This is a genomic window from Aggregatibacter segnis ATCC 33393 (assembly GCF_900476035.1).
GTDB classification, from domain to species: domain Bacteria; phylum Pseudomonadota; class Gammaproteobacteria; order Enterobacterales; family Pasteurellaceae; genus Aggregatibacter; species Aggregatibacter segnis.
The window spans coordinates 773,964-797,881 of sequence record NZ_LS483443.1; the positions used below are offsets into that span (position 1 = coordinate 773,964).

25 protein-coding genes are annotated in these 23,918 nt (G+C 43.7%); 23 read left to right on the forward strand and 2 right to left on the reverse strand.

Going from position 1 to position 23,918, the window contains the following annotated elements; genetic code table 11:
- Positions 1-183: 183 nt before the first annotated feature.
- The 13 genes from bioA to DQN58_RS04060 all read left to right on the forward strand — a co-directional run bounded on the left by bioA (position 184) and on the right by DQN58_RS04060 (position 11,250).
- A complete protein-coding gene (gene bioA / locus DQN58_RS04000; protein WP_006716932.1) occupies positions 184-1,473 on the forward strand; it encodes an adenosylmethionine--8-amino-7-oxononanoate transaminase in 1,290 nt (429 codons plus the stop codon).
- Positions 1,466-2,638, forward strand: a complete 1,173-nt coding sequence (locus tag DQN58_RS04005; RefSeq protein ID WP_006716934.1) for an 8-amino-7-oxononanoate synthase — start codon at positions 1,466-1,468, stop codon at positions 2,636-2,638. The genes bioA and DQN58_RS04005 overlap by 8 nt, the downstream gene beginning before the upstream one ends.
- Positions 2,623-3,273, forward strand: coding sequence for a DUF452 family protein (locus DQN58_RS04010; protein WP_006716936.1), 651 nt, complete (start codon positions 2,623-2,625; stop codon positions 3,271-3,273). Before DQN58_RS04005 ends, DQN58_RS04010 begins: the two co-directional genes overlap by 16 nt.
- Complete coding sequence (bioC, locus tag DQN58_RS04015) at positions 3,267-4,031, forward strand: malonyl-ACP O-methyltransferase BioC (protein WP_006716938.1); 765 nt, start codon at positions 3,267-3,269, stop codon at positions 4,029-4,031. Before DQN58_RS04010 ends, bioC begins: the two co-directional genes overlap by 7 nt.
- Positions 4,031-4,672, forward strand: a complete 642-nt coding sequence (gene bioD, locus DQN58_RS04020) for a dethiobiotin synthase (RefSeq protein WP_032997758.1) — start codon at positions 4,031-4,033, stop codon at positions 4,670-4,672. The genes bioC and bioD overlap by 1 nt, the downstream gene beginning before the upstream one ends.
- Before the next feature lie 71 nt (positions 4,673-4,743).
- Complete coding sequence (gene yceD, locus DQN58_RS04025; protein ID WP_006716942.1) at positions 4,744-5,268, forward strand: 23S rRNA accumulation protein YceD; 525 nt, start codon at positions 4,744-4,746, stop codon at positions 5,266-5,268.
- A 16-nt stretch (positions 5,269-5,284) separates the two neighbouring features.
- The gene (gene rpmF / locus DQN58_RS04030) at positions 5,285-5,455 is read left to right on the forward strand and encodes a 50S ribosomal protein L32 (protein ID WP_005544470.1); all 171 of its coding nucleotides are present in this window, start codon (positions 5,285-5,287) and stop codon (positions 5,453-5,455) included.
- A 27-nt stretch (positions 5,456-5,482) separates the two neighbouring features.
- Positions 5,483-6,517 (forward strand): phosphate acyltransferase PlsX, encoded by a 1,035-nt coding sequence (gene plsX, locus DQN58_RS04035; protein WP_006716990.1) that lies wholly within the window; start codon positions 5,483-5,485, stop codon positions 6,515-6,517.
- A 35-nt stretch (positions 6,518-6,552) separates the two neighbouring features.
- Positions 6,553-7,503 (forward strand): beta-ketoacyl-ACP synthase III, encoded by a 951-nt coding sequence (locus DQN58_RS04040; protein ID WP_032997759.1) that lies wholly within the window; start codon positions 6,553-6,555, stop codon positions 7,501-7,503.
- Between the two features lie 107 nt (positions 7,504-7,610).
- Entirely contained in the window at positions 7,611-8,549 is a 939-nt protein-coding gene (fabD, locus tag DQN58_RS04045) for an ACP S-malonyltransferase (protein ID WP_006716993.1), read from the forward strand.
- A 21-nt stretch (positions 8,550-8,570) separates the two neighbouring features.
- Positions 8,571-9,299, forward strand: coding sequence for a 3-oxoacyl-ACP reductase FabG (gene fabG / locus DQN58_RS04050; protein ID WP_006716994.1), 729 nt, complete (start codon positions 8,571-8,573; stop codon positions 9,297-9,299).
- Between the two features lie 269 nt (positions 9,300-9,568).
- Positions 9,569-9,799 carry an acyl carrier protein gene (gene acpP / locus DQN58_RS04055; protein ID WP_005627318.1) on the forward strand — a complete coding sequence of 77 codons (231 nt, stop codon included), beginning with the start codon at positions 9,569-9,571 and terminating at the stop codon, positions 9,797-9,799.
- Positions 9,800-10,023: 224 nt separating this feature from the next.
- On the forward strand, positions 10,024-11,250 hold the full coding sequence (locus tag DQN58_RS04060) for an MFS transporter (protein WP_006716996.1): 1,227 nt from the start codon (positions 10,024-10,026) through the stop codon (positions 11,248-11,250).
- 129 nt (positions 11,251-11,379) lie between these two features.
- Here the strand turns inward: DQN58_RS04060 and rho are convergent, their stop codons facing one another.
- Positions 11,380-12,642 (reverse strand): transcription termination factor Rho, encoded by a 1,263-nt coding sequence (gene rho, locus DQN58_RS04065; protein WP_005701308.1) that lies wholly within the window; start codon positions 12,640-12,642, stop codon positions 11,380-11,382.
- Positions 12,643-12,940: 298 nt separating this feature from the next.
- Between rho and rhlB the strand changes: the two genes are divergently transcribed.
- From rhlB to lipA, 10 genes are all read left to right on the forward strand, one after another.
- Positions 12,941-14,197 carry an ATP-dependent RNA helicase RhlB gene (rhlB, locus tag DQN58_RS04070; protein WP_032997760.1) on the forward strand — a complete coding sequence of 419 codons (1,257 nt, stop codon included), beginning with the start codon at positions 12,941-12,943 and terminating at the stop codon, positions 14,195-14,197.
- 66 nt (positions 14,198-14,263) lie between these two features.
- Positions 14,264-14,572, forward strand: coding sequence for a ribosome silencing factor (gene rsfS / locus DQN58_RS04075; RefSeq protein ID WP_006717000.1), 309 nt, complete (start codon positions 14,264-14,266; stop codon positions 14,570-14,572).
- A gap of 48 nt (positions 14,573-14,620) precedes the next feature.
- A complete protein-coding gene (gene rlmH / locus DQN58_RS04080) occupies positions 14,621-15,088 on the forward strand; it encodes a 23S rRNA (pseudouridine(1915)-N(3))-methyltransferase RlmH (protein ID WP_006717001.1) in 468 nt (155 codons plus the stop codon).
- Positions 15,089-17,026: a penicillin-binding protein 2 gene (gene mrdA, locus DQN58_RS04085; protein ID WP_006717002.1), complete on the forward strand. Its 1,938-nt coding sequence runs from the start codon at positions 15,089-15,091 to the stop codon at positions 17,024-17,026.
- Positions 17,013-18,134 carry a rod shape-determining protein RodA gene (gene rodA, locus DQN58_RS04090; protein ID WP_006717004.1) on the forward strand — a complete coding sequence of 374 codons (1,122 nt, stop codon included), beginning with the start codon at positions 17,013-17,015 and terminating at the stop codon, positions 18,132-18,134. Before mrdA ends, rodA begins: the two co-directional genes overlap by 14 nt.
- Before the next feature lie 47 nt (positions 18,135-18,181).
- The gene (locus DQN58_RS04095) at positions 18,182-19,045 is read left to right on the forward strand and encodes a septal ring lytic transglycosylase RlpA family protein (RefSeq protein ID WP_006717006.1); all 864 of its coding nucleotides are present in this window, start codon (positions 18,182-18,184) and stop codon (positions 19,043-19,045) included.
- Positions 19,046-19,075: 30 nt separating this feature from the next.
- Entirely contained in the window at positions 19,076-20,263 is a 1,188-nt protein-coding gene (locus DQN58_RS04100; protein ID WP_032997761.1) for a serine hydrolase, read from the forward strand.
- A 72-nt stretch (positions 20,264-20,335) separates the two neighbouring features.
- The gene (gene ybeD, locus DQN58_RS04105) at positions 20,336-20,638 is read left to right on the forward strand and encodes a DUF493 family protein YbeD (protein WP_006717010.1); all 303 of its coding nucleotides are present in this window, start codon (positions 20,336-20,338) and stop codon (positions 20,636-20,638) included.
- Positions 20,639-20,683: 45 nt separating this feature from the next.
- Positions 20,684-21,322, forward strand: coding sequence for a lipoyl(octanoyl) transferase LipB (gene lipB / locus DQN58_RS04110; RefSeq protein WP_006717011.1), 639 nt, complete (start codon positions 20,684-20,686; stop codon positions 21,320-21,322).
- A gap of 54 nt (positions 21,323-21,376) precedes the next feature.
- A complete protein-coding gene (lipA, locus tag DQN58_RS04115) occupies positions 21,377-22,339 on the forward strand; it encodes a lipoyl synthase (protein ID WP_006717013.1) in 963 nt (320 codons plus the stop codon).
- 125 nt (positions 22,340-22,464) lie between these two features.
- On the opposite strand, the gene cysS is transcribed toward lipA, so the two are convergent.
- A complete protein-coding gene (cysS, locus tag DQN58_RS04120; protein WP_006717015.1) occupies positions 22,465-23,844 on the reverse strand; it encodes a cysteine--tRNA ligase in 1,380 nt (459 codons plus the stop codon).
- Positions 23,845-23,918: the final 74 nt, after the last annotated feature.

Genomic DNA, 23,918 nt, shown 5'->3' on the forward strand with positions numbered 1-23,918 from the left:
AACAACTTATTCGGCTTGTGCAATGTATCGGCGGATTTGCCTCCTTATTCCACGCTGAAAATCATCAAAATTGTGGCAAATGCCTCAAAAAACACAAAAAATCGGACGGGGAAGTGCAAAGCTTTAGAATTGCCTTATTTTCTCAGGTAAAATTACGACTTCTCAATTTTTGAAGCTAAGCCTATGAACCAACAACAGTTATTGCAAATTGATCGTGAGCATATTTGGCATCCTTATGCCGCCCTTCCACCGACTACACCGATTTATGCCGTTGAACGCGCTGACGGTGTGATGATCACGCTTAAAGACGGTCGCCAACTAATTGACGGCATGTCCTCTTGGTGGGCGGCGTTGCACGGCTACAATCATCCGCGCTTGAATGCGGCCGCGATAAAACAGTTGGAACACATGAGCCACATTATGTTTGGCGGCTTAACGCACGAACCCGCCGTCAAATTGGCGCAAAAATTATTGCCTTTATTGCCGCAGGGGTTGGAGCAAATCTTCTTTGCCGACAGCGGCTCCATTGCAGTAGAAGTAGCGATGAAAATGGCGATTCAATATCAACACGCCAAAGGCGAAACACAACGGCATAAATTCGCCACCATTCGTTCCGGTTATCATGGCGACACTTGGCATGCGATGTCGGTGTGCGATCCGGTGACAGGCATGCATGGGCTGTTTGCGAAAAGTTTGCCGGTGCAATATTTTCTCCCGCAGCCGCAAACGCCTTTTGGGCAGCCTTGGAACGAAGACGATATTAAACCTTTAGCAGATTTATTAGAAAAAAAAGGCGCAGAACTGACCGCACTTATTTTGGAACCGGTGGTACAAGGGGCGGGAGGAATGTATTTCTATTCGCCGATGTACTTGATGCGCGCCAAGCAGCTGTGCGAACAATACGGCGTATTGGTGATTTTTGATGAAATTGCCACCGGTTTTGGACGCACGGGCAAATTGTTTGCCGCGGAATATGCCGGTATTTCGCCGGATATTATGTGCATCGGCAAGGCACTTACGGGCGGTTATTTAACCCTGTCCGCCACCATCACCACACGCGCTATTGCGCAAACCATTTGTCAGGGCGAAGCGCACTGTTTTATGCACGGCCCGACCTTTATGGCGAATCCGCTGGCTTGTGCCATTGCCGCTGAATCCATTGATGTGTTGTTGGAAAGTGATTGGGTGGGTAATGTCCAACGGATCGAAGCCCAACTGAAAGCCGAGTTACAGGTCGCAGAAAGTTTTAAATCCGTCAAAGAAGTGCGTGTTCTAGGCGCCATCGGCGTATTGGAAATGCACGAACCGGTGAATTTGGCGAGTTTGCAGGCGCGTCTGGTGGCGCACGGTGTTTGGGTACGTCCTTTCGGCAAGCTCGTTTATATCATGCCGCCATTCATTATCACACCAACCCAATTATCTGCGTTAACGGCAGGCATGCTGGCGGCGATTGAAGAGGAATACCATGAGTAAGTCAGATTATTTTGCAGTGCAATTGGAAAAACTTCGTCAAAAAGAACAATATCGTCGTTTTCCGCAAATTGTGCATAAGGGCAAGTTTGTGGAGCAAAACGGACGGTCAATGCTGAATCTGGCTTCCAATGATTATCTCGGGCTGGCTAATGACGATGCATTGCAGCAAGCGTTTCTTGAAAAACTCGCTGAAAAACGACCGCACTTTACCTCATCCTCTTCCCGTTTATTAACCGGGAATTTCTCTGAGTATGAAAGTCTTGAGCAGCAGATGGCGGAGGCATTTCAGCGTGAAGCCTGTTTGTTATTTAACAGCGGCTATCACGCCAACATCGGCATTTTACCGGCGGTAGCCAATAAACAGACGTTGATCGTGGCAGACAAGCTGGTGCATGCCAGTATTATTGACGGCATTCGTTTGAGCGATGCGCCGTTTGTGCGTTATCGCCACAATGATTACGCCCATTTGCACGAGATTTTGCAAAAACAACATCTCAACTACGAACGCATTATTGTGGTGACGGAAAGCCTGTTTAGCATGGACGGCGATTTTGCCGATTTGCCTCAATTAGTTGAATTTAAACGGCAATTTGGCAATGTTATGTTGTATGTGGATGAAGCGCATGGCATTGGGGTTTACGGCGAACAGGGGTTAGGCGTTGCCGAGCAAATGAATTGTCTTCCGTACATTGATTTCTTGGTGGGCACGTTCGGCAAAGCGTTGGCGTCGATGGGGGCTTATGTGGTTTGCGATCAAGTGATCAAAGATTATTTAATCAACACCATGCGCCCGTTGATTTTCAGCACTGCGTTACCTCCGTTTAATGTGGCGTGGACAGAATTTCTCTTTGAAAAACGACCGCACTTTCAGGCGAAACGGCAACATCTTATGCAATTAAGCGCGCGCTTACGGCACGTCGTGGCAGAAAAGTTAAATATGCCAATGCCAAGCGAAAGCCATATTGTGCCGTTTATTCTGGGTGACAACCAATGCACCGTGCAAACGGCGCAACGTCTGCAACAGCAAGGATATTATTGCCTACCGATTCGTCCGCCGACAGTGCCTGTCGGCACCTCGCGCATTCGTTTGTCTCTCACTGCCGACATCACGCATGATGAACTTGAGCAATTTATAGAACAGTTATTTTTATGCAATATCAATTAATTAGCCAAAATCCACCAAGCCGGAATTTAATCGTTTATTTTGCCGGTTGGGGCACACCGCCTTCTGCCGTACAACATTTAGCCATTCCACCGGCGTATGATTTGTTGCTGTGTTATGACTATCGGGATTTTTCGTTGGAGTTTGATTTTTCTCGTTATGAAAATGTGCGTTTGGTGGCGTGGTCGATGGGCGTTTGGGTAGCTGAACGTGTGATGAGACAAATCCCTTTGCTTTCTGCAACGGCGATGAATGGCACAGGCTTGCCCATGCATGATGACTACGGCATTCCATGCGCCGTTTTTCAAGGCACGTTGGATACGCTAGATGAAATTAATCTAGGTAAATTTGAGCGTCGCATGTGTGGTGACAAACAGTTATTGCAGCAATATCAATCTTTGGAAGGACGGCGTTCAATTGAAGAAATACACGCAGAATTGACCGCACTTTATGATGTGTTATCGGCAGAACATCAACATACGGCGTTATCTTGGACGCAAGCGATTATTGGTACACAAGATCGTATTTTCCCTACACAAAATCAGCGAAATTATTGGCATGAACGCTGTGAGGTGAGTGAAATGGTTGGAGGGCATTACCTTTTCCCATTGCTACAAACTTGGGAACAGCTATGGTAGTAACACAACAACGGGTGATGCAATGTTTTAGTGCCGCCTTACCAACCTACGAACAAAATGCCATTGCTCAAAAGCAAATCACCGAGGATTTATTACAGTTGCTATTGGAGAAAGGCGGAAATCAATTTCACAGTGTGTTAGAGATTGGTTGTGGCACTGGCAATTTTACCCGCTTACTCATGCAACATATCAACACAACACATTGGGATTGCAATGATTTATGTGATATTGCCAACCACTTGGCACGTAATTTGCCACAGAAAAATTATCGTTTTTATCAAGGGTGTGCTGAGCGTCTCGATTTTGCCCATCAATATGATTTGATTGCTTCTGCCTCGACCATTCAATGGTTTGCTAATCCGCTGGCGTTTCTTCAACGTTGTTCAAATTATTTAACGCCTCATGGCATGATTTTATTCGGCACCTTTGCACCGACCAATTTACACGAAGTTAGAGCATTAACGGGCGTCGGTTTGGATTACCCCGATTTAGCACAATGGCAGGAGACATTAACGTCAGATTTTTCCGTGTTGCATTTAGAGCAAAAAGAAATTCAGTTGAAATTTGATTCGCCGTTATCGGTGCTTAAACATTTGAAAGAGACCGGTGTGACGGCCACCAATAATCAAATTTGGCACTACAAGAAAGTTGCCCAATTTTGTGAGCAATATCGACAACAGTATGCCGACGAGCAGGGCAAGGTCTCGTTAACTTATGTGCCTATTTTAATGTTGGCGCAGAAAAAAGAGGAAATATGATGGGAAAGGTATTATTCGTTTCGGGAATTGATACAGATATTGGTAAGTCTATCGCGACAGGGTATTACGCTAAGTATTTAATGCAGCAAGGATATTCGGTGATTACACAGAAAATGGTGCAAACGGGCTGTCAGGAAATATCAGAAGATATTGTCGTGCATCGAAAAATCCAAGGCATTGCGTTAACCGAGGAAGATCGTCAGGGCATTACATGTCCTTATTTGTTTGATTATCCTTGTTCGCCTCACATGGCCGCACGTTTGCAACAGACTTGCATTGATGAAAAAATCATTGAAAAATCCACCGCACTTTTGGCGCAAAACTACGATTATGTTTTGCTGGAGGGCGCGGGTGGCTTGATGGTGCCTTATTCCGAGGAGAAAACCACGTTGGATTACCTTGCGGCGCGTGGGTATCCGTTAATTCTGGTAACGTCGGGCAGATTGGGAAGTATTAATCACACATTACTCAGCCTTGAGGCATGCGCGCAGCGAAAAATTACCGTAGAAGCACTGATTTATAATCTTTATCCGTCGGCGGATGAATTGATTGCGCAAGATACGCAACAATATCTGCGCGGTTACTTAGCCAAACGCTTTCCGGAGACAAAATTTATGTTGATGGAAAAAATCGATTTTTAGCGTTGATTTTCATGCTCGGCGCAATAATTTCCTTTGACTATTTTTTTTTCAAAGGGTAATATGCGCTCCCTATGCAAAAGGTAAAACTACCCCTAACTGTTGATCCGGTAAAGGATGCGCAACGAAGATTGGATTATCAGGGTTATTACTCCGCTAATCAATTAAGTCGTCTTGCCGAATCGGTCAGTAAAGTGCTCAGCGATGCACAGGTTACATTATCGTTCTTTGTTGATCCGCAAAAATTGGTTGTCATGAAAGGCCATGCCAAGGTTGATGTTGAATTAAATTGTCAGCGTTGTGGTGAACCTTTCGTTCAAACCGTTGATTGTGAGTTTTGTTACAGTCCGGTGGCTAATTTGGATCAAATTGATGTATTGCCGGAAATCTATGAGCCAATTGAATTCAATGAATTCGGTGAAATAGATTTACTTGGAACAATTGAAGATGAACTCATTTTGAGTTTGCCGATTGTGCCAATGCATTCATCTGAACACTGTGAAGTGTCCGTGGCTGAACAGGTTTTTGGCGAATTGCCGGAAGAATTGGCAAAAAAACCGAACCCGTTCGCTGTATTAGCTAATTTAAAGCAAAAATAATTTAGGAGTATAGCCAATGGCTGTTCAACAAAATAAAAAATCCCGTTCACGTCGTGATATGCGTCGTTCTCACGATGCGTTAACAACTGCTGCAGTATCCGTTGATAAAGCAAGTGGTGAAACTCATTTGCGTCACCATGTAACCGCTGACGGTTACTATCGTGGTCGTAAAGTGATTAACAAGTAATTATCTCAATTACATAAAGGTAATCACTTGAGTCGTCTAACCCTTGCGTTAGATGCGATGGGCGGGGACATTGGTCCCCGTATTACTATCCCAGCATCCATTTTAGCCTTGGAACGAGATCCAACGCTTTCTCTCTTATTGTTTGGCGATCGCCAACAAATTCTTCCTCTTTTATCTTCTGCTCCTAACAGTATTCGGCAACGTTGTGACATTGTTCATTGTGCTCGTGTGATTGATAGTCGTCAGGGTATTTCCTACGCCTTGCGCCATAGCAAAGAGACCTCTATGCGTTTGGCAATAGAAGCCGTACAAAAAGGCAATGCGCAGGCTTGTGTGAGTGCTGGTGATACAGCAGCTTTGATGGGCTTATCGAAAATCTTGTTGCAACCTCTAGAAGGTATCCATCGTCCGGCACTGATTTCTACGATTCCAACGGTGACAGGTGAGCGTTCGATTATGTTGGATCTGGGGGCAAATGTTGAGTGCGATGCAGAAAACTTGTATCAATTTGCCTTGATGGGTGCCATTTTTGCAGAAAATACCCTGAATTTGGTTTATCCGCGTATTGCGTTATTGAATATTGGTATTGAGGCGGTGAAAGGATACAAATCCATCCGGGATGCGGCAGATTTACTGAAAAAAGACACTGCACTTAATTACATTGGATTCCTTGAAGGCAATTTTTTACTCAATGGCAAGGCGGATGTGATTGTGACAGACGGTTTTGCCGGCAATGTTGCGCTGAAAACCTTGGAAGGCGCCGCAAAGAACGTGATTTCTCTACTGAAAAGTGATAAGAAAAAGAGTATATTAAGTCACGTTTTTGGGTATTTAATTAAATATCTTTTCAAAGATAAATACCAACGATTAAAGCAAATCAACCCTGATCAATATAATGGCGCATCGCTTATCGGTTTGACTTCCGTTGTGGTGAAAAGTCACGGAAGTGCAAATATAGAGGCATTTGCTTATGCAATTGCCGATGCGGCATTACAAGCCCGACGTCAAATTCCACAAAAAATTTTCGCGGGCCTAAATAAAAATGAAATATTAATGAAGTAGTGAGTTCCCTCGCTATTATTTTTAACGAGATGACTATGTTTAGCAAAATTTTATCGACAGGTAGCTATTTACCTCAACATATTCGTACCAATGCTGATTTAGAAAAAATGGTAGATACTTCAGATGAGTGGATTGTTACCCGTTCCGGTATTCGTGAACGTCGCATTGCAGCACCGGATGAAACCGTCTCTACCATGGGATTTGAAGCGGCCCAAAAAGCCATTGAAGCGGCAAACATCAATCCACAGGAAATTGATCTTATTTTAGTGGCGACAACCAGCAATTCTCATGCTTATCCAAGCGCAGCTTGCCAAATTCAAGGGATGTTGGAGATTGATGATGCAATCGCGTTTGATTTGGCTGCAGCTTGTACCGGCTTTGTGTATGCGTTAGGTGTCGCTGATCAATTTATTCGTACCGGTAAAGTGAAAAAAGCGCTCGTGATTGGTTCTGATTTAAATTCCCGTAAGTTAGATGAAACAGACCGCAGCACTGTTGTGTTGTTTGGTGATGGGGCTGGCGCGGTTATTTTGGAAGCATCGGAACAAGAAGGGATTATTTCTACCCATTTACACGCCTCAGCAGATAAAAATGCCGCATTGTTACTTCCTCAGCCTGAGCGTGGCGTGGCAAAATCCGGCTATATCGAAATGCAAGGCAATGAAACCTTTAAATTGGCTGTGCGTGAACTTTCTAATGTGGTGGAAGAAACCCTTGCCGCCAATAATTTAGATAAAAAAGACATTGATTGGTTGGTGCCTCACCAAGCTAATTTACGTATTATTTCGGCGACTGCGAAAAAATTAGATATGGATATGTCGCAAGTGGTGGTAACGCTGGATCGTTATGCCAATAATAGCGCGGCAACCGTGCCGGTCGCATTGGATGAAGCGGTGCGTGATGGACGTATTCAGCGTGGTCAGTTGCTCCTTCTTGAAGCCTTTGGCGGTGGTTGGACTTGGGGTTCGGCTTTAGTGAGATTTTAGATAATCTGTTATTATTCGTGAAAAAAGTGCGGTTATTTTTGACCGCACTTTTCGACTGTAACGCATATCGGAATAAATTGATTTATTTTTTAATATAGGTAAGAGACATGAAAAAATTTGCAATGGTTTTCCCAGGACAAGGTTCACAAACGGTGGGAATGTTAGCGGAATTAGCCGGCGACTACCCAATTGTACAAGAAACTTTTAAACAAGCTTCAGAAGTATTGGGATATGATTTGTGGCAATTAGTGCAGGAAGGCCCTGTGGAAGAATTAAACAAAACATGGCAAACGCAGCCAGCGTTGTTAACGGCATCAGTGGCTGTTTATCGTGTATGGCAACAAAAATACCCGGCATTAAAACCAGAGGTGATGGCTGGTCATAGCTTAGGTGAATATTCTGCGTTGGTGTGTGCAGGTGTGTTAGATTTCCAAGATGCGGTTAAATTAGTGGAACTGCGCGGTAAGCTTATGCAACAAGCCGTACCGGAAGGTACGGGGGCGATGTACGCGATCATTGGTTTAGACAATGACGCCATTATTAACGCCTGCAAACAAGCAGAACAGGGCGAAGTGGTTTCCGCTGTGAACTTCAATTCACCGGGACAAGTCGTGATTGCCGGAGCGAAAGCCGCAGTAGAGCGCGCGGCTGCATTATGTAAAGAAGCCGGGGCTAAACGTGCATTACCGTTAGCGGTGAGTGTGCCTTCACATTGTGCTTTAATGAAACCAGCAGCAGATCAATTATCCGTTTCCTTAGAAAGTATTACGTTGAAAGAAGCAGGTGTTTCTGTTCTAAATAACGTAGATGTAAAAAATGAAATTGAAGCCGATGCGATTAGAAATGCCTTGGTTCGCCAACTTTATAGCCCGGTACGTTGGACGGAAACTGTAGAGAAAATGGCACAAAACGGTGTGGAAGTGTTGGTTGAAGTTGGCCCAGGTAAAGTGTTAAACGGGTTAACAAAACGCATCGTGGATTCCTTACAAGCGGTTTCTGTAAATGATGTTAAATCCCTCGATTCCGTCGAAGAAGTATTAGCATAAGAATAAAAAGGAGAGAAAGTTATGCAAGGTAAAATTGCATTAGTGACAGGTGCAACCCGTGGTATTGGTCGTGCAGTAGCCGAAGAATTAGTATCAAAAGGCGCTTTTGTCATCGGTACAGCAACGTCTGAGAAAGGCGCTGAAAGTATTTCTGCCTATTTAGGTGAGAAAGGCAAAGGATTGGTATTAAATGTTGCCGATCAAGCTTCCATTGATGCGGTATTGGAACAGATCAAACAAGAATTTGGCGACATTGATATTTTGGTGAATAACGCCGGTATTACCCGTGATAATTTGTTAATGCGCATGAAAGATGAAGAATGGTTCGATATTTTACAAACTAACTTGAGTTCTGTTTATCATCTTTCCAAAGCGATGCTACGCACTATGATGAAAAAACGTTTCGGGCGTATTATCAATATTGGTTCTGTCGTGGGTTCCATGGGCAATGCCGGTCAGACAAATTATTGCGCGGCAAAAGCAGGTCTCATTGGTTTCAGTAAAGCCTTAGCAAAAGAAGTGGCTTCCCGTGGTATTACGGTAAACGTCGTAGCACCGGGTTTTATCGCGACCGATATGACAGACGTATTAAGTGAAGAGTTAAAAAATAACTTATTAACTCAAATCCCGGCAGGCCGTTTGGGTGAGCCGAAAGATATCGCTAAAGCCGTGGCATTTTTGGCCTCTGAGGATGCGGCTTATATTAACGGCACAACGTTGCACGTTAACGGCGGCATGTACATGAGCTAAGCGCTATTTAGCAAAAGGTTACTCGCAGCAAAGCGGATAAAAGCAATAGCCAAACGTGTGGCTTAGTGTTAAAATCCCTTCGCAATGTAACTTGGTTAGGTCATTCAAGGGTTCGTGGAAGACGTAACTATTTTTTCACTGTATGGTTTTGTGAAAATTCAATGTTTTTGAGGTTTGACCTCTCACCGGAAATATTGCAAATTTTTTACAAATACATACACTACTTAACTTATCGCAATGAGCGTAAACTTAAACATAGGAAGAAACAAATGAGCATTGAAGAACGCGTAAAAAAAATCATCGTTGAACAATTAGGCGTGAAAGAAGAAGATGTAAAATCTGAAGCGTCTTTCGTTGAAGATTTAGGTGCGGATTCTTTAGATACTGTTGAATTAGTTATGGCTTTAGAAGAAGAATTCGATATCGAAATTCCAGATGAAGAAGCTGAAAAAATCACAACAGTTCAATCAGCAATTGATTACGTTCAAAACAATCAATAATTGATTTTCTAATTTAGGCGGTTTTTATAACCGCCTAAATTTTATCTAGCCTCAGCGTATTCCCTCCATAAAAAACGCCGTAAAAACTTACCGCACTTTATTGAAATTTTTCTTGAAATCAGTAAACTAGCGCACAATTTTTTGGCCTTGTTTTATGCAAGCTAAAAAATCACATCTTTATAAACTTTAAATGTTACCTGTGAGTAACAGAAGGACAATTCAACATGACTACAAAAGTAAATAGCTATGGCTGGAAAGCCTTGCTAGGCTCCGCCGTCGGGTATGCGATGGACGGTTTCGATCTTCTTATCCTCGGTTTTATGTTAAGTGCCATATCTGCCGATTTGGGGTTAACCCCAGCGCAAGGTGGTTCTTTAGTAACTTGGACATTGGTTGGTGCTGTTTTCGGTGGCATCGTTTTCGGTGCATTAAGTGATAAATATGGCCGTGTGCGCGTGTTAACGTGGACGATCATTCTTTTTGCGGTATTTACCGGTTTATGTGCATTGGCGCAAGGTTATTGGGATTTACTGATTTATCGCACCATTGCCGGTATCGGTTTAGGTGGTGAGTTTGGGATTGGCATGGCATTAGCGGCGGAAGCTTGGCCGGCACGTCACCGTGCGAAAGCTGCCTCTTATGTGGCGCTTGGCTGGCAGGTTGGGGTGTTAGGCGCGGCATTGTTAACTCCATTATTACTGCCACAAATCGGTTGGCGTGGCATGTTTGTGGTGGGCATTTTCCCCGCATTTGTCGCGTGGTATTTACGTGCCCGTTTGCATGAACCTGAAATTTTTGTGCAAAAACAGACCGCACTTCCAAAACCAACAAACCGTTGGGCATCTAAATTGGAGTCATTCAAGTTATTAGTGAAAGATAAAGCCACTGCGAAAGTCAGTTTGGGCGTGGTCATCCTGACCTCCGTACAAAACTTCGGTTATTACGGCATTATGATTTGGATGCCGAATTTCCTTTCCAAACAACTTGGTTTTAGCTTGACGAAATCCGGTGTATGGACGGCAGTGACCGTTTGCGGCATGATGGCCGGCATCTGGATTTTCGGGCGTTTGGCTGATCGTATCGGACGTAAACCAAGCTTCCTCTTGTTCCAAGCTGGGGCTGTCGTCAGTATCATCGCCTATTCTCAATTAACGGATCCGAATACCATGTTAATTGCCGGAGCATTCTTAGGGATGTTTGTTAATGGTATGATGGGCGGCTACGGTGCTTTAATGGCAGAAGCCTATCCAACTCAAGCACGCGCTACTGCGCAAAACGTGTTGTTTAACTTAGGACGTGCTGTGGGCGGCTTTGGCCCGGTAGCCGTGGGCGCAGTGGTTTCCGCATATTCCTTCCAAACCGCCATTGCCTTTTTAGCCGTGATTTATGTCATCGATATGTTAGCAACAGTGTGTTTAGTGCCGGAATTAAAAGGCAAAGAGTTACATTAATGCGATAAAAGTGCGGTTGAAAAATGAAATGTTTTTTCACCGCACTTTTTAAATTCATAAAATGCTATAAACAAAAAGCCGCTTTTGACATGATCAAAAGCGGCTTTTTTGTTGAAAGTGCGGTGAGAATTATGAGCGTTTCATAATCTCAAAGAACTCTTCGTTGGTTTTCGCCACAGCGAGTTTATCGATAAGGAACTCCATCGCTTCCACTTCACCCATCGGATTAAGGATTTTTCGTAGGATCCACATTTTTTGCAGCTCGTCAGGGGTGGTGAGCAAGTCTTCTTTACGGGTACCTGAACGATTAAAGTCGATAGCCGGGAACACACGTTTTTCCGCAATTTTACGGGAAAGATGTAATTCCATGTTACCTGTACCTTTAAATTCTTCGAAGATGACTTCGTCCATTTTAGAACCGGTATCCACTAATGCGGTGGCGATAATGGTTAAGCTACCGCCTTCTTCCACGTTACGCGCTGCACCGAAGAAACGTTTTGGACGGTGTAATGCATTGGCATCCACACCACCGGATAAAATCTTACCGGATGCCGGTGTCACGGTATTGTAAGCACGTGCTAAACGGGTGATGGAGTCGAGCAAAATCACCACATCTTTTTTGTGTTCTACAGAACGTTTGGCTTTTTCAATCACCATTTCTGCCACTTGGACGTGACGGGTTGCGGGTTCATCGAAGGTAGAGGCAATCACTTCGCCTTTTACGGAGCGTTGCATTTCAGTTACCTCTTCCGGGCGCTCATCGATCAATAACACAATAAGCTCCACATCAGGGTAGTTGTGGGTAATGCTTTGTGCAATATTTTGCAACAACATGGTTTTACCCGCTTTCGGTGGCGCCACGATCAAACCACGTTGACCTTTCCCGATAGGGGAGGCTAAATCTAAAATACGGGCGGTTAAATCTTCGGTAGATCCGTTGCCGCGTTCCATTCTTAAACGGGAGTTGGCATGTAATGGGGTTAAGTTTTCGAAAAGGATTTTGCTGCGGGAAACTTCCGGTTTGTCGTCATTGACTTGGTCAACTTTAAGGAGAGCAAAGTAGCGTTCTCCTTCTTTTGGCGGTCGAATTTTCCCTTCGATTTTATCCCCGGTTTGCAAATTGAAACGACGAATTTGGCTTGGAGAAACGTAGATGTCATCCGGGCCGGCTAAATAGGAACTGTCTGCCGAACGTAGAAATCCAAAACCGTCCGGTAAAATTTCCAAAACGCCGCCGCCGAAAATATCTTCTCCGCCTTTCGCGTGTTGTTTCAAAATGGCAAAAACGATGTCTTGTTTGCGTAAACGGGCTAAATTTTCCAAACCCATTTGGTCTTCGCCGAGTTTCACGAGATCGGAAACAGGCATATTTTTAAGTTCTGTAAGATGCATAATTAATTTGAAAGTTATTTAGATTAGATGAATTAGAAATAAATGAATGGGGTATTTGAAATTGGCGCGTAAATTAGCATTAAATTCAAGCACTGTCTAGTTTTTAGCTGAGTTTTTCTTGTTTTGCTTGATTGGCTTCAAATCGTATAGAAAAAGTGCGGTCATTTTTGACAGTGTTTTTAGCGCGGACTTTAATTTTTCTTGTTTTATTTACTGCAATTCGCACTGATGAATTTTTGGTGGATTTGCTTGGTTCGTGCTATTCTTAGCGGCAATTTTTTATAATGAATTTGAGACTATGCAACAGAATTATTTGAGCTCGGCACGTTTTGCTGATTTTCCGCTACATCCTTTGGTGTTACAGGCGTTGAACGATAAAGGATTTGAATTTTGTACGCCGATTCAGGCGCTTTCACTGCCCGTGACTTTACGAGGAAAAGATGTCGCAGGGCAAGCCCAAACCGGCACGGGAAAAACAATCGCATTTTTGACCGCACTTTTTCACCATTTATTAACCCATCCAACTGAGACAGATAAGAATCAACCGCGTGCGTTGATTTTAGCGCCGACCCGAGAATTGGCAGTGCAAATTGAACATGATGCGCAGATTTTCTTAAAAACAACGAAATTTAAGACCGCACTTGCTTATGGTGGTGATGGCTATGATAAGCAATTAAAAGCCATCGAAAACGGCGTGGATGTGCTTATTGGCACGACCGGACGCGTCATTGATTATGTGAAGCAGGGCATTATCCGCTTGGATCAGATTCAAACGGTGGTGTTGGATGAAGCGGATCGGATGTTTGATTTAGGTTTTATTCGCGATATTCGTTATTTATTGCGTAAATGTCCGCCTCCGCAACAACGTCTGACAATGTTGTTTTCCGCCACGCTGTCTTACAAAGTGCGCGAACTTGCCTTTGAAGATATGAATGATCCGGAATACGTAGAAATTGAGCCGGAACAAAAAACCGGGCAGCAAATTAAAGAAGAATTATTTTACCCGTCTAACCAAGATAAAATTCCGCTATTGCTCACGTTGTTAGAAGAAGAATGGCCGGAGCGTTGCATTATCTTCGCTAACACGAAACATCAATGTGAGGCGATTTGGGGCTATTTAGCCGCGGATGGACACCGTGTTGGTTTGTTAACCGGCGATGTGGCGCAGAAAAAACGTCTTTCTTTGTTGAAACAATTTACCGATGGCGATTTGGACATTTTAGTGGCCACAGATGTGGCAGCGCGTGGGTTGCACATTGCAGAGGTGACACATGTGTTTAACTATGATTTGCCGGATGATCGGGAAGATTATGTGCACCGTATAGGGCGTACCGGACGCGCGGGCGAAAGCGGGATTTCCATTAGCTTTGCTTGTGAGCAATACGCTATGAATTTACCGGCAATTGAAGAATATATCGGGCATAGTATTCCGGTGAGTCAATATGATCCGAATGCATTATTGCAGGATATTCCGCAGCCTTATCGGTTAAAACGGGAAGGTAATTTTAGCGCACCGAACAATCAACGTCGTAAGCCGTTTTGCGCGAAACGCTAGTCAAAAGATTGGCGGGTATTTTATTCAGTGTTAAAATTCGCGCCTTTTGTCAATTGAGGAAAAATAATGTTATTAGTCGATTTCGTGGTGAATAAGTTAGATGATTTAAAAGCCACTGATATTCTGCCTTTAAACGTGAAAGGAAAATCGTCCATCACCGATACCATGATTCTTTGCACCGGCACGTCTTCTCGTCACGTGTCTTCCTTGGCGCAGAAATTAATCACCGAATGTAAACTTGCCGGCATTGACGTGTTTGGCGATGAAGGCAAAGAAACAGCGGATTGGGTGGTTGTCGATTTGGGCGAGGCTATCGTGCATATCATGCAGGCAGAAAGCCGCGAAATGTATCAATTAGAAAAACTTTGGGCATAGGGCACATAAAGTGCGGTCGTTTTTCACGACGTTTTTTGAGGCGCGAGAATGAAAATTCAGTTAATTGCCGTTGGAACCAAAATGCCGGCGTGGGTGACTACGGGATTCGAGGAATACCAACGTCGCTTTCCAAAAGACATGCCTTTTGAATTAATCGAAATACCTGCCGGTAAACGGGGTAAAAATGCCGATATTAAACGGATTTTAGAACAGGAAGGTAAAGCCATGTTGGCGGCGGCCGGAAAGGGTAAAATCGTGACATTGGATATTCCCGGTAAACCGTGGACGACCGAACAATTAGCGCAACAGCTGGAAGGTTGGAAAAATGACGGACGTGATGTCTGTTTACTTATCGGCGGACCAGAAGGGCTTTCACCTGAATGTAAGATGGCCGCTGAACAAAGTTGGTCGCTATCGCCTTTAACCTTGCCACATCCGTTAGTACGCGTGGTGGTAGCAGAAAGCTTGTATCGTGCCTGGTCATTAACCACTAATCATCCTTATCATCGAGAATAAATGAACTTAAAGAAATTACTGTCTCAGCCACAATACGATCCGATTCGTGATAAAAAAGCCGAGCGCAATTTATTTGCTCGTCGCGCTTTGGTGTCATTTATCGGCGTTTTGGCTTTGTCGGCAATTTTAGTGCTGAATCTCTATGGCTTACAGGTGGTCAATTACGACAGCTATCAAACCCGCTCTAACGGAAACCGCATTAAATTGTTGCCGTTGCCGCCTACACGCGGGCTGATTTACGATCGTAACGGTCACTTATTGGCAGAAAATTTGACCTTCTTTGGGTTATATATCGTGCCGGAAAAAGTGGAAAATTTAGACCGCACTTTTGAAGAATTGAAAGTATTGGTCGGTTTAACGGATACGGATATCGAAAACTTTAAAAAAGAACGTCAACGTTCTTCGCGCTATACGCCAATTTTGTTGAAACCAAATCTAACAGAAGAACAAATCGCCCGTTTTTCGGTGAATCAATATAATTTCCCAAGTTTGGATGTGAAGCCTTATTTTAAACGGCATTATCTCTATGGCGAGCCGTTGACCCATATTTTGGGCTATGTGTCGAAGATTAATGATCGTGATGTAGAGCGTTTAAAGAAAGAAGAAAAATTAGCTAACTATGCGGGCACCCATGATTTAGGCAAGTTAGGCATTGAACGCTATTATGAGGAAGCGCTACACGGCACCACCGGTTTTGAAGAAGTGGAAGTGAACAGCCGTGGCAAAGTGATTCGTAAATTACGCGAACAGCCGGCAGTGGCAGGAAAAAGTATTCATCTCACCATTGATTTGAATTTGCAACTTTATGTTACCGATTTATTAGCGGGGCAAAAAGGTGCCGTTGTGGTGATAGATCCGAAAGATAACAGCGTGTTAGCGATGGTTTCCGTGCCGAGTTATGACAATAATTTGTTTGTGGACGGTATTTCAGCGGAGGCTTATAGCCGCTTGTTAAACGATCCGAACCGTCCCTTATACAGCCGTGTGACACAAGGGGCTTATCCACCGGCATCGACGGTGAAACCGTTTATTGCGGTTTCTGCGTTGCAGGAAAATGTGATTACACCGGAAATGACGATTTCTGATCCCGGTTATTGGGTTTTGCCGAATACCACGAAACGTTTTCGCGATTGGCGTAAAGGCGGGCATGGCATGACGGATTTAAATAAAGCCATTACCGAATCTTCCGATACCTATTTTTATCAAACCGCCTATAACATGGGGATTGATCGCTTGTCTGATTGGATGAAGCGCTTTGGGTTTGGTGTGCCGACCGGTATTGATATTCAGGAAGAAACTGCTGCGAATATGCCGACCCGAGAGTGGAAGCAAAAACGCTACAAAAAACCGTGGGTACAAGGCGATACGATTTCTGTGGGAATCGGGCAAGGCTACTGGACGGCAACCCCTTTACAATTAGCAAAAGCGACGAGCGTGCTAGTGAATAACGGTAAAGTTAATACACCGCATTTAATGAAAAATATTGAGGGGGCGGTAGTCGAACCTTATAAAGATCCGTTGCTATATGAAGATATTACCGAACCAAAACAATACTATTGGGATGTGGCCAAGCGCGGTATGTATAACGTGGTGAATTCTGCAGCAGGAACCGGGCGTAAGGCATTTGCCGGAACACCTTATCGTGTGGCGGGTAAATCAGGAACGGCTCAGGTGTTCAGTTTGAAGGAGAATCAGAGCTACAATGCCGGAGCGTTAAAAAAAGAATTGCATGACCATGCTTGGTTTACCGCTTTTGCGCCTTATGATAATCCACAAATCGTGGTGGCAATGATTTTGGAAAATGCGGGCGGTGGTTCCAGTAATGCCGCGCCTGTCGTTAGAAAAATTATGGACTATTATTTTAAGCAAAGTAACGGACAAACAACGGAAGAAATACTGACACCAACAATGTCGGGAGCGCCAAATGAAAATGAATGATCGTAATATTTGGTTGGAATTATGGCGTCGTTTGCATATTGATTTGTGGTTGTTTATCGGACTCGTCGTCATTAGCGGTTATGGTATGTTGGTATTGTATAGTGCATCCGGTGCAAATGAAGCGATGTTTCATAACCGCATTGTACAGGTTGGGCTTGGTTTTGCCGTTATGCTAATGATGGCACAATTTCCACCCAAATTTTATCAGCGAATTGCACCTTATTTATTTATTCTCGGCATTGTTATGCTTGTTTTAGTGGATCTTATCGGGACAACCAGTAAAGGGGCGCAACGTTGGCTGGATTTGGGCGTTGTGCGCTTTCAGCCCTCTGAAATCGTCAAACTGGCAGTGCCGTTGATGGTGGCGGTGTATTTAGGGAATCGACCGCAACCGATTAAGATAAAGGAAACCATGATTGCGTTGGTGATTATTCTTATTCCAACGCTGTTGGTGGCGATTCAACCGGATTTAGGTACTGCAATTTTGGTTAGCGGCTCAGGCCTATTTGTGGTATTTTTAGCCGGTATGAGCTGGTGGTTGATTTTAGCGGCAGTTCTCGCCTTGGCAGCATTTTTGCCTATTATGTGGTTTTATTTAATGCACGATTATCAACGTACCCGAGTCTTAACCTTGTTTGATCCGGAAAAAGACTTATTGGGGGCGGGGTATCATATTTGGCAATCTAAGATTGCTATCGGTTCCGGTGGAATGTGGGGAAAAGGTTGGATGCAAGGCACGCAATCCCAATTGGAATTTTTACCTGAACCTCATACGGATTTTATCTTCGCAGTATTAAGTGAAGAATATGGCATGATCGGTTTCTTGATTTTATTAGCCATTTATTTGTTTATTATTGCTCGCGGTTTAATGATTGGCGTCAGCGCACCAACCGCATTTGGGCGTATTTTAGTTGGGGCATTAACGTTAATTTTCTTCGTTTATGTCTTTGTTAATATTGGAATGGTGAGTGGTATTTTGCCTGTGGTGGGCGTGCCTTTGCCATTGGTGAGCTATGGCGGCACATCTTATGTAGCAATTATGGCGGGCTTTGGCTTGATCATGTCGGTCCATACTCACAAAGAACACTTTCTGAAGGGAACTAATTAAGTTTTCAGTTTTCTTAATAGTCATCTCTACAGAGAGGGAGAAATTTAATGAATTTAAAGCAAACTGTAAAATATGTTTTTATTTTATTTTCATTTTTGACCGCACTTTCCGTGCAAGCAGAAACGAAAAAGCTTTATGGCGTAGAAGAGCCAAAGTTAACGTATCGTCCTCTTTCTAACACAACGCAAACCTACCAAGTGAAAGGGGAGGTTTACACAACAAGAACGCATCAGGATGCGAAGGATTATAGTAAAGAAGGTATTGCCAGTTATTACCATAATAAATTTAATGGACGTCGCACTTCCAGTGGGGAGCCCTATAACTCTACTTTGTTCACCGCCGCGCATAAAACCTTACCACTGAATTCCTACGCGGTTGTAACGAATATGAGTAACCAACGTAAGGTTATTGTGCGTATTAATGACCGCGGTCCTTTTTCTAAAGGTCGTATTATTGATTTGTCCCATGCGGCAGCAAAAGAAATCGGTATTATCGGCAGTGGCATGGGCATGGTAAAGATTGAAGCGTTACATGTCGATTCCAAAGGCGAACTTTCCGGGGCAGGCGCTTCTACATTGGTAAAAAACAGCAATAATGATGAGTCTTTAAAGCGTTTGCCGGTGGACGATCTTGATATTGATAAGGAAGCATTACAAAACGTTAAAGTGCCTCATATACAAGATGAAAGTTACGAGTTGAGAATGATCAATTTAGCCAGCAAAAAACATGCTGAAGAGGTGATTAATCAACTTGCGTTAAAGAATATTAAAGCGGAAATTGCCGCGAATGGGCAGAAGTATAATATTCATTTGGGGCCGTTAAACTCGAGGGCTCAAGTGACTGATTTGAAAACACAATTAAAGCGATTAAATCATTCTGAACCGCTAGTTGTGTATTCTTATAATAAATAACCGTTACATGATGTTAGGATGTTCAATCTTATGTTTAATAAAGTAGTAAAACACACAAAAATTGCATTAATTGCAGGCGCTTTGTGCGCATCGTTTAGCGCGGTGGCAGACGATATTCAATTTAATATTGCCGTACCGGAAATTAATGCGCAAACCTATATTTTAATGGACTATAACTCAGGCACTGTCTTGGTAGCGTTAAATCCGGATCAGCGCCAATATCCCGCGTCATTAACGAAAATGATGACCAGTTATGTAACGGGGCAAGCATTAAAACAAGGTAAAATTCATGATACGGATGTGGTCACGATCGGTGAAAGCGCCTGGGGGCAAAATTTCCCTGGCTCATCCAAAATGTTTTTAAACTTAAACCAACAAGTTTCTGTTGCTGATTTGAATAGAGGGATTGTCATCGTATCCGGCAATGATGCTTGTGTGGCGATGGCAGAGCATGTTTCCGGCACGGTGACGAACTTCGTTGCGACCATGAACAAATATGTAGAACAATTTGGTTTGAAAAACACTCATTTTACAACTGTTCATGGCTTGGATGATGAAAATCAATATTCTTCTGCTCGGGATATGGCAATTATTGGTGCGCATATTATTCGTGATTTACCGGAAGAATATAAAATTTATGCAGAAAAAGATTTTACCTTTAATAAAATCAAGCAACCGAACCGTAACGGCTTATTGTGGGATAAAACCATTCATGTGGATGGCATGAAAACCGGTCACACAGATAAAGCTGGCTATAATCTTGTCGCCTCTGCCACCAATCCAAATAATATGCGTTTGATTTCTGTCGTGATGGGGGTGCCAACCTACAAAGGCCGCGAAGTGGAAAGCAAAAAATTATTACAATGGGGCTTTGCTAATTTTGAAACCTTTAAAACCTTTGAAGCCGGCAAAGCGATTTCCGAGCAACGGGTTTATTACGGTGATGAAAGCAACATTCAGTTAGGCGTGTTACAGGATGCGTTTATTACCATTCCGAAAGGTAAAAGTAGTGAGTTAAAAGCCCGTTATGAGCTAGAGAAAAAATACCTCGAAGCACCATTAGCAAAAGGTCAGGTCGTTGGCAAAGTGGTCTATCAACTTGATGGTAAAGACATTGCCAGCGTGAATTTGCAAGTTATGCAAGAAGTTAAAGAGGGCGGTATTTTCGGTAAAATCTGGGACTGGTTAGTACTCACGGTTAAAAGCCTCTTTAGCTAATCTTTAAAAAACATTTCGAAAACCGACCGCACTTTTTATGAAAGTGCGGTTAAATTTTTTAGGAAAAGACAAATGAACGATAAAAAAACAGTAAATTTAACCGACCTTGCACATGATAAAAAATTAAAAGATCTTCTTGAGTTTCCTTGTGATTTTACTTTTAAAGTGGTGGGAGCAGCTCGCCCGGATTTAGTGGATGATGTGGTTCAAACGGTTCATAAAACCATTAAAGGCGATTACACGCCGAGTACCAAAGAAAGTGGTAAAGGCACTTATCATTCGGTATCCATCAACGTACGAGCCGAAAATATTGAGCAAATTGAGAAACTCTACAAAGAGTTGGCAGAAATCAACGGCGTGAGAATGGTGTTGTAATCACCAAAATGCGGTTATTTTTTATAGCGTTTTTAGGAAATCATCATGCAATCCGAATTAATTGTACGTCAGCTTGGTATTCGTGATTACGAGACCGTTTGGCACGAGATGCAGTCGTTTACCGATAACCGTACGGAAGATACCACTGATGAAATTTGGTTGGTGCAACATCCGTCGGTATTTACCCAAGGTCAGGCGGGCAAACCGGAGCATTTATTGCAGCAAAGCACTATTCCTGTGGTGCAATCGGATCGTGGTGGACAGATTACCTATCACGGTTTAGGCCAGCAAATTATGTATGTGCTGATTGATGTGAAGCGCCATGAAAATTTAAATGTTCGCCAATTAGTCACCGCACTTGAGCAATCCGTGGTGAAAACGCTAGCGGATTATGGTATTGAAGGTTATCCAAAACCGGATGCGCCAGGGGTGTACATTGATGGCAAGAAAATTTGTTCCCTTGGCTTGCGCATTCGACATGGGCGTTCATTTCACGGTTTAGCGTTTAATATCAACATGGACTTAAGCCCTTTTTATCAAATTAACCCTTGTGGTTATGCCGGATTAGAAATGTGCCAGCTGGCAGACTTCATTCCAGCTCAAGACGCGGATTGCGACAAGGTTTCACCACAATTAGTTAAGCATTTCGCCGAGCAGTTAGGGTATAATGTAACAACTTGTTAACATCAATAAACAGCATTTCATCTCATTATCTTCATAAAAAATTAAGGAATATCAATGGGAACACCTTTTAAAATGGAGCGCGGTGTTAAATATCGCGATGCAGCTAAAACCTCCATTATCCCGGTGAAAAATATCGATCCTGAGCAAGAGCTATTGAAAAAACCGGAATGGATGAAAATCAAAATTCCGGCAAACGGAGCGCGTATTCAAAGCATTAAATCCGGTATGCGTCGTCATGGCTTGCATTCTGTATGCGAAGAAGCCTCTTGTCCTAACCTGCACGAATGTTTTAATCATGGTACGGCAACCTTTATGATTCTTGGAGCAATTTGTACCCGCCGTTGTCCGTTCTGCGATGTCGCGCACGGCAAACCATTACCACCGGATCCGGAAGAACCGCGTAAATTGGCAGAAACTATTCAGGACATGAAATTACGGTATGTAGTGATTACTTCCGTTGACCGTGATGACTTACCTGATCGCGGTGCCGGGCATTTTGCGGATTGCGTACGTGAAATCCGTGCGTTAAACCCAAACATTAAAATTGAAATTTTGGTGCCGGATTTCCGTGGACGCATTGAATTGGCGTTGGAAAAATTAAAAGACAATCCGCCGGATGTGTTTAACCACAACTTGGAAAATGTACCACGTTTATATCGTGAAATCCGTCCAGGCGCCGATTACGAATGGTCTTTGCGTTTACTGAAAGAATTTAAAGCCATGTTCCCACATATTCCGACCAAATCCGGTTTAATGGTGGGATTAGGCGAAACGAACGAAGAAATTTTAGAGGTTATGCAGGATTTACGCGACCATGGTGTAACTATGTTGACCCTCGGGCAGTATTTGCAACCAAGTCGCCACCATTTACCGGTGGCGCGTTATGTACCGCCGGCAGAATTTGATATGTTCCGCGAAAAAGCCCAAGCCATGGGCTTTGAACATGCGGCTTGCGGTCCGTTCGTACGTTCTTCTTACCACGCTGATTTACAAGCAAGCGGTGGTGTAGTGAAATAAACGGAAAAGTGCGGCCGTTTTTCAAGGTGGAAAACGTAGCTAGAAACAACCGCACTTTATGGCACTTAATAAGAAAAAAGGAAAGTGAGAGATTCACTTTCCTTTTTCTTTTTTAACTTGTGTTCTTATTGTTTCCGCCAAGTGGTGCCGTTTAGCCCGTCTTCTAACACAATGCCCATTTGGGTTAAGGCGTTGCGTGCCGCATCAGCAGCCGGCCAGTCTTTGGCGGCGCGGGCTTCGTTGCGTTGTTTGATGAGACCTTCGATTTTGGCGACTTCGTCATCATCAGAGCCGGCTTGTAGGAATTGTTCCGGATCGAGTTGAAGCAAGCCGAGAATGCCGGCAAGTTCGCGTAAACGCGCGGCAAGTCCATTGGCTTTGTCCATGTCTTCGGTTTTCAGTTTGTTCAATTCACGCGCCATTTCAAATAGTACGGAAAGGGCGTTTGGCGTATTGAAGTCGTCGTCCATCGCCTCGCGGAACGTATCCACAAAATTTTCACCGCCAAAAGCCACCGCACTTTTATCGGTGCCGCGCAATGCGGTGTAGAGGCGTTCTAATGCGCCATGGGCGAGATTGAGGTTTTCTTCGCTGTAATTTAATTGGCTACGGTAGTGGGCGCTGAGCAGGAAGTAACGCACGCTTTCCGCATCGTAGTGATTTAATACATCGCGAATCGTGAAGAAGTTGCCGAGGGATTTCGACATTTTCTCTTTATCCACCATGATCATGCCGGAATGTAGCCAATAGTTCACATACTGGTTACCGTGGGCGCAACAAGATTGAGCGATTTCGTTTTCGTGGTGCGGAAACATCAGGTCGGAGCCGCCACCGTGAATGTCAAAATGTTCGCCAAGTTGTTTGCTGTTCATGGCGGAGCATTCAATGTGCCAACCCGGACGGCCTTTGCCCCAAGGTGAATCCCAACTTGGTTCATTTGGTTTGGACATTTTCCACAACACGAAATCCATTGGGTTTTTCTTGATTTCATTGATTTCAATACGAGCCCCCGCTTGTAATTGCTCTAAATCTTGGCGGGATAATTTGCCGTACTCTTTGAAGCTTTCCACATCAAACATCACATCGCCATTGTCCGCCACATAAGCATGTCCGCGTTGAATCAGTTTTTCTACAATAGCAATAATTTCAGGAATGTGATGGGTCGCACGCGGTTCAAAATCCGGACGCAAAATGTTCAGGGCGTCAAAATCCTTGTACATTTCCACGACCATGCGATCCACCAATTGCTCACAGGTTTCTTTGTTTTCTAAGGCGCGTTTAATGATTTTGTCGTCCACGTCAGTGATGTTGCGCACATAGGTCAACTCGTAGCCTAAATAGCGTAAGTAACGCGCCACTACATCGAAACAGACAAAGGTACGGCCGTGTCCGATATGGCAGAGATCGTAAACGGTCACGCCGCAAACATACATGCCGATTTTGCCTGCATGAATCGGTTTAAAAATTTCTTTTTCGCGAGTAAGAGTATTGAAAAGTTTTAACATATTGGGATCCAAATCTTTTTGAAAACGTACCGCACTTTATGGCGATTTGGGGCGGATTATGAAATAATGACGCT